We start from the raw sequence: 5566 nt of genomic DNA on the forward strand, positions 1-5566 counted from the left end.
CAGCCACCCGCGCTCCGAGCGCGCGGGTGGCCACGGCCAGGCGGTCCCAGTCGCGCGCGGCGGCGGCATCGGCCAGCTCGGCGCGCAGCCTGTCGATGGCGCTTCGCCTATCCATTGCGCGCCTGGACTCCGGCCCAACCCTGGCGGATCGAGCTGATGATGCGCACCACCTCGTCCACCATGGTCGGGTCGAGCTTGATGCCCGCGCCCTGCAGGTGGACCGCGCAGAATTCGTAGAGCCTGGCCAGGTTGGCGACCACCTCGCCGCCGTGCTCGAAGTCGAGCGAACTGGCCATGCCGTTGATGATGTCGACGCACTTGTTAATGCTCGTCGCCTTCTGCTCATAGCGTTTGCCTTCGATGTGGCCGCGCGCGCGGGCGAGCTCGTCGAGCAGGCCGTCGGTAAGCAGCAGCACCAGCTCGACCGGCGAGGCGCGCGAGGTCTGGGCGTCGAGGTTGACTGCCTGGTAGCTGCCGTAGGCTTCCTGATAGGACATGATGGTTGAATCTCTTTATTTGGAATCTTTGCCGAACAGGGCGTCGAACATCGTCGAGTTGCTCGTCATCTGGTTCTGCAGCACCTGCAGCTGGGTGAACTGCATCAGGTAGCGCTGGTAGGCGGCGTTGTACTGGTTGTCGAGCCTCAGCTGGCGATCGGCCAGGGTCTTTTGCAGCTTTGTGTTGGATTCCTGGCGCTTCACGAGCTGGCCGTTGGTGCTGTTGGACCAGACGTTGAGGAACTTGTCGAGGGCGCCGGCGATGCCTGTCGGTTTGCTGAGCTCAGCGCTGCCCATCAGCTTGTCCAGGCCGTACGGGTCGGCCGCCAGCTGCTTGTTCAGGCGGCCCTTGTCCAGGCTCAGTGTGCCGTCGCGTTGCGCCACGACGCCGTAGCCGGCCAGGCTGGCGCTGCCGGCCGGGCGCAGCAGGGTGACCAGGCGGTCGCGCAGGGCGAGCAGGCCGGCGTCTTGTGCGAAGACGGAAGGGGCGATGTTCTTGGACGGATCGCCCGGGTCGAGCATGGCGTCCAGCGCGGTCTTGAGCTTGTTGTACGCGTCGACGAAGGCCTGCATGTTGTCGCCCGTGGCCTTGTTGTCGGTGGCGACGGTCACCGACACCGGCGACGAGCCGCTGGCCTGGGCGCGGGTGAAGGTCATGCTCACGCCTTCGATGATGCTGAAGGTATTGGAGCTCTGCTCGATTTTGGTGCCGTCCTCCGAATTGAGGCGGATGATCGCATTCTGCCCCTCCGTCAACTCGTAACCGTTGGAGCTTTTCAGCGACGAATTGGTCAGCCCGCTGGTGTCGATCGAGATCGCGCTGGACTTGCCGGTGGCGTTGGCCGTCAGTACCAGCTCGTAGACGGTGCCGGTCCTGATGACCGAGGCAGTTACCAGCGACTTGTTGTCGGGGTTCGAATTGATCGCGGCCGCGATATCCTGCGGGAGGAGCCAGCCGTCGGGGCGCGCGGCGGCAGCCAGGTCGACCGTAAATTCGGCGCTCCCAACCTTTACCACCAGTTCGCCGGTGGTGCCGTTGGTTTCCATGAGGCCGCGGTACGACATCTGGCTGGCAGTGGCCAGTTGCTCGACGAAGAACGAATAGGTCCCGGCCTGGGCTTTGGGGCTGGCGGTTGCGCTGCCAAGAGTGGAGTCGCTCAAGGTAGCCGACTGCGCGAAGATGGACTTGTTCAGGCCGGTGAGCGCGCCCAGGCTGGTCTGGAACGAAGAGATCGTGTTGCGCAGCCTGGTCAGGGCGGCGTCGACCGTGCTGGCATTCTTGGTCTGGGCGGTCAGGCTCTTCTGCAGCATCTCGGTTTGCTTTTCCGCGAGCGCGACCGCGGTCTTGGCCGGGTCATAAGTTGGGCTGGAAATAATGCTCGTCATCTCTTGCTCCTTGGTTTATGCGGCCTCAGGCGGCCCGTCCTGCCAGCCACGACTGGGTGGCCACTTCGTCCTCGCGCCGTTTGGCGCGGCGTTCCTGTTCGCGCCCGAGCACGGCCTGGCGCTGCTCGAGCACTTTGCCGAGCAGTTCGCGCCGGATGCTGGCCGCGTTCAGGTCGCGCTGCGCGACCGCCATGTTCGCCTCGTGCAGCTGGAGGTCGACCCGGTGGGCATCGGCCATCGCCATGACCGCCTGCTTGTACTGGCCGCAGTTCAGGGCCAGCGCCGGCGGCAGCGCGCCCGAGGCGCCGCTGCCTTCGGCCAGCGCCGCCAGCCGGTCCAGGTTGGCCTGGTAGCGATCGCGGGTGGCCTGCTGGCGCGCCAGCTCGGTCTGCATGCGCTCGACTTCGGTGCTGCGCAGGCGCACCAGGGTGCCCAGGCTGTGGATGCTGTCGTTCTGGTTCATGCCATCATCGCTTCGAGTTGTTGGACGCAGTCGGCCAGCGGCGCGGCTTCGCGCGTGCCCTGGCAGAGAAAGGCTTCGATGTGCGGATGCAGGCGCACCGCACGGTCGGTTTCGGGGTCGGCGCCGCTTTGGTAGGCGCCCAGCGGGATCAGGTCGCGCACGCGCGCGTGGCGCGCCAGCGCCGCCTTGAGCTTGCGCGCGGCCTGGGCGTGGCTGGGGGGCACCACCTGCGCCATGCAGCGGCTGATCGAAGCGGAGACGTCGATCGCCGGGTAGTGCCCGCGTTCGGCCAGCTCGCGGGTGAGCACGATGTGGCCGTCCAGGATCGCGCGCGCGGTGTCGACCACCGGGTCCTGCTGGTCGTCGCCTTCGGCCAGCACGGTGTAGATCGCGCTCATGCTGCCATCCGGGTGCTCGCCGTTGCCGGCCGACTCGACCAGCTGCGGCAGGTTCGAAAACACCGACGGCGGATAGCCGCGGGTGGCGGGCGGCTCGCCCAGCGCCAGCGCCACTTCGCGCAGCGCCATGGCATAGCGGGTCAGCGAGTCGACCAGCAGCAGCACATGCTGGCCGCGGTCGCGGAAGTGGGCGGCGATCGCGTGGCACAACTCGGTCGCCATGATGCGCATCAGGGGCGACTCGTCGGCCGGCGCCACCACCAGCACCGCGCGCCGCAGGCCCTCGGGGCCGAGCGACTTTTCGATGAACTCGCGCACCTCGCGGTTGCGCTCGCCGATCAGGCCGACCACGATCACATCGGCCACGGTCTGGCGCGTGATCAGGCCGAGCAGCACCGACTTGCCGACCCCGCTGCCGGCCATCAGGCCGACGCGCTGGCCGCGGCCGAGCGTGAGCATGGCGTTGATCGCGCGCACGCCGACGTCGAGCGGCTCCTCGACCGGGGTCTTTTTCAATGGGTTGACGCGGGGCGGGGTGGTCGCCAGCACGGCGTCGCCGGAGAGGCGCCCGAGGCCGTCGATCGGCTCGCCCAGGCCGTTGACCATGCGGCCCAGCCATTGGCGGCCGATCGGCAGCGTGGTGTTGCCGGCCACCGGCAGCACGCGCGCGCCGGTGGCGAGGCCCGCCGCCTTCTTGAACGGCATCAGGTACGAGACCTTGTCGCGGAAACCGACCACCTGGGCGTCGAGCCAGCCGCCGTCGACCAGTTCGACGCGGCAGCGCTGGCCGGTGTACAGGCGCACGCCGGCCGATTCGAGCAGCAGGCCCTGCACGGCGACCAGACGCCCGGTCGGGGTGGCCACCGGCACCTCCCCGATCTCGAGCGAACGCAAGGTTTCGACCAGCTCGGACATCATTGCTCCTCGCCTGACGCAGCCAGCTGTTCGCCGACCTGCTCCATGACCGCGGCCAGCCGCCCCTGGCAGCCGGCGTCGACCTCGAGGTCGCCGGCCTTGACGCGGCATTCGCCCGGCTCCAGTCCAGGGTCGGGCAGCAGGGTCCACTTGGCGGCGCGCTTCGGGTCCAGTTCGGTGATGCGCCGGAGTTCCTCGGGGTTCAGGCTCACCTCGATCGTGTCGCGCGTGGGCGGCATCGCGGCCAGCGCCTCGTCCACCAGCGCCAGCAGCTGCACCGGCTGCAGGGCCAGCTCGGCGCGGATCACCTGGCGCGCGATCTTGCCGACCAGGTCGACCACTTCCTTGCGCTGGGCTTCGCGGAAGTCCTTCTGCAGCTTTTCCAGGCTGGCCAGGATGGCGTCGACCGGCCCGGCCAACTGTCCGAAATGGGCCTGCGCCTGGGCGCGGCCTTCCTCGAGGCCGCGCACCACGCCCTCGGCATGGCCGAGCGGGAAGCCTTCGCCGCGGCCCTGTTCGAGGCCGGAGTCGTAGCCGTCGCGCTGGCCCTGGCGGTAGCCGTCGGCGACCGCGCCTTGCCAGGCTTCTTCCCGGCCGGCGGCGGCAGCGGGGGCGCCGGCGCGCGACAGCTGTGACAGCGGCGGGAAGTGATATGGCCGGAATGATTTCATTCGGCGGTCGCCTCGGCGAACAGCTGCACTTCGATTTCGCCGGCGTCGGCCAGCTGCTTGACGGCGGCCATGATGTCCTTGCGGGTCTGTTCGATGCGCGACAGCGGCACCGGGCCGGAGCGGCGCATCAGGTCCTCGAAGCTTTGCGCCTGGCGGCGCGGCATCGCGGTCAGGATCGCATCGCGCAGCGCCGGCTCGGCGCCCTTGAGCGCGACCGCCCACTGCTCGAGCGGGATTTCGTCGAGCAGGCGGGTGATGGTCTGCTCGGTCTGGCGCGAGAGGATGAAGAAGTCGTACATCGACAGCTCGATTTGCGAGACCACGTCGGGGTCGTGCGCGCGCAGCAGCTCGACCATGCCGGCGCGGTTGGTCGGCAGCCGGTTGAGGATCTCGGCGACCTGGCGCACGCCCTCGACGCTGGCGCTCTGGGTGTCCAGCGCGGCCAGACAGCGCTCGACCAGATGCTCCAGTTCGCCCAGCAGTTCGCGGTCGATCTCATCCAGGCGCGCCAGGTGCAGCAGCACCAGCTCGCGCCCTTCCTGTGGCAGGGCCTCGATGATCTGGCCGGCCAGCGCCGGCGGCAGGAAGGCCAGGAACACGGCCTGCATCTGGACGTGTTCGCTGGCCACGAAGTCGGCCAGCCACTTGGGCGAGGCGTACTGCAGGCGCGCCATCTTGGGCCGGATCGCGTCGCCGTAGATCGTGTTCAGGACACTGTTGGCGATGTCGCTGCCCAGCGCCAGGTCGAGCGAGCGCTTCAGGTAGCTGCGCGAGGCGCCGTGCAGGCCGCTTTGCTGGCGGTAGTCGTCGAAGAAGTTCTGGAGCGCCTGCTTGACGGTGTCGACCTTGATGCCGCTCATGCGGCTCATCACCTGGGTCAGTTCCAGCAGCTCCTCGCGTTCGAGGCAGCGCAGCACCGCGGCGGCCGGCTCTTCGCCGATCGACAACAGCACGATGGCGGCCTGCTCGACCGGAGTGAGCGTGCCTTCGTCCGGCATGCCGCCGTAATTATTCAGTTCGGCCATGTTTTTTCTGCACCCATTGTTTGACCACCTCGGCGACCCGCTCCGGCTCCTTGCCGGCCAGGACCTTGAGGTGGTCGACCATCACATCCACCGCCGAACCGGCCGGCGGCAAGTCGTAGTTCTCCAGCAGCGGCACCACCGGCATTTGCGGCGCGCCCAGCGCCGGTTCGGCGCTGGCGGCGGCGGCCGGCGCGGGCAGGCCAGTCGCGCC

The 5566-nt window shown here is 68.5% G+C and carries 6 protein-coding genes and 1 pseudogene; all 7 read right to left on the bottom strand.

Annotation, left to right across the window (positions count from 1 at the left end):
- Positions 1-107: 107 nt before the first annotated feature.
- A complete protein-coding gene (fliS, locus tag E4O92_RS13895) occupies positions 108-497 on the bottom strand; it encodes a flagellar export chaperone FliS (RefSeq protein ID WP_135190333.1) in 390 nt (129 codons plus the stop codon).
- 15 nt (positions 498-512) lie between these two features.
- The gene (gene fliD, locus E4O92_RS13900) at positions 513-1883 is read right to left on the bottom strand and encodes a flagellar filament capping protein FliD (RefSeq protein ID WP_135190334.1); all 1371 of its coding nucleotides are present in this window, start codon (positions 1881-1883) and stop codon (positions 513-515) included.
- 25 nt (positions 1884-1908) lie between these two features.
- The gene (locus E4O92_RS13905) at positions 1909-2346 is read right to left on the bottom strand and encodes a flagellar FliJ family protein (protein WP_135190335.1); all 438 of its coding nucleotides are present in this window, start codon (positions 2344-2346) and stop codon (positions 1909-1911) included.
- Positions 2343-3659, bottom strand: a complete 1317-nt coding sequence (gene fliI / locus E4O92_RS13910) for a flagellar protein export ATPase FliI (RefSeq protein WP_135190338.1) — start codon at positions 3657-3659, stop codon at positions 2343-2345. Before fliI ends, E4O92_RS13905 begins: the two co-directional genes overlap by 4 nt.
- Positions 3659-4330, bottom strand: a complete 672-nt coding sequence (fliH, locus tag E4O92_RS13915; RefSeq protein ID WP_135190336.1) for a flagellar assembly protein FliH — start codon at positions 4328-4330, stop codon at positions 3659-3661. The genes fliI and fliH overlap by 1 nt, the downstream gene beginning before the upstream one ends.
- Positions 4327-5355 carry a FliG C-terminal domain-containing protein gene (locus E4O92_RS13920; protein WP_135190337.1) on the bottom strand — a complete coding sequence of 343 codons (1029 nt, stop codon included), beginning with the start codon at positions 5353-5355 and terminating at the stop codon, positions 4327-4329. Before E4O92_RS13920 ends, fliH begins: the two co-directional genes overlap by 4 nt.
- Positions 5339-5566 (bottom strand): annotated as a pseudogene (locus E4O92_RS13925) (flagellar basal-body MS-ring/collar protein FliF); the annotation flags it as partial. The pseudogene E4O92_RS13925 and the gene E4O92_RS13920, both read right to left, overlap by 17 nt.

Origin of the sequence: Massilia horti, from assembly GCF_004614195.1 — a bacterium.
GTDB classification, from domain to species: domain Bacteria; phylum Pseudomonadota; class Gammaproteobacteria; order Burkholderiales; family Burkholderiaceae_D; genus Telluria; species Telluria horti.

What these genes read in the sequence shown, in the direction of transcription:
- fliH (WP_135190336.1), bottom strand. Translation starts at nt 4,330, where the DNA reads ATGAAATCATTCCGGCCATATCACTTCCCGCCGCTGTCACAGCTGTCG.
- fliS (WP_135190333.1), bottom strand. Translation starts at nt 497, where the DNA reads ATGTCCTATCAGGAAGCCTACGGCAGCTACCAGGCAGTCAACCTCGAC.
- E4O92_RS13920 (WP_135190337.1), bottom strand. Translation starts at nt 5,355, where the DNA reads ATGGCCGAACTGAATAATTACGGCGGCATGCCGGACGAAGGCACGCTC.
- fliI (WP_135190338.1), bottom strand. Translation starts at nt 3,659, where the DNA reads ATGTCCGAGCTGGTCGAAACCTTGCGTTCGCTCGAGATCGGGGAGGTG.
- fliD (WP_135190334.1), bottom strand. Translation starts at nt 1,883, where the DNA reads ATGACGAGCATTATTTCCAGCCCAACTTATGACCCGGCCAAGACCGCG.
- E4O92_RS13905 (WP_135190335.1), bottom strand. Translation starts at nt 2,346, where the DNA reads ATGAACCAGAACGACAGCATCCACAGCCTGGGCACCCTGGTGCGCCTG.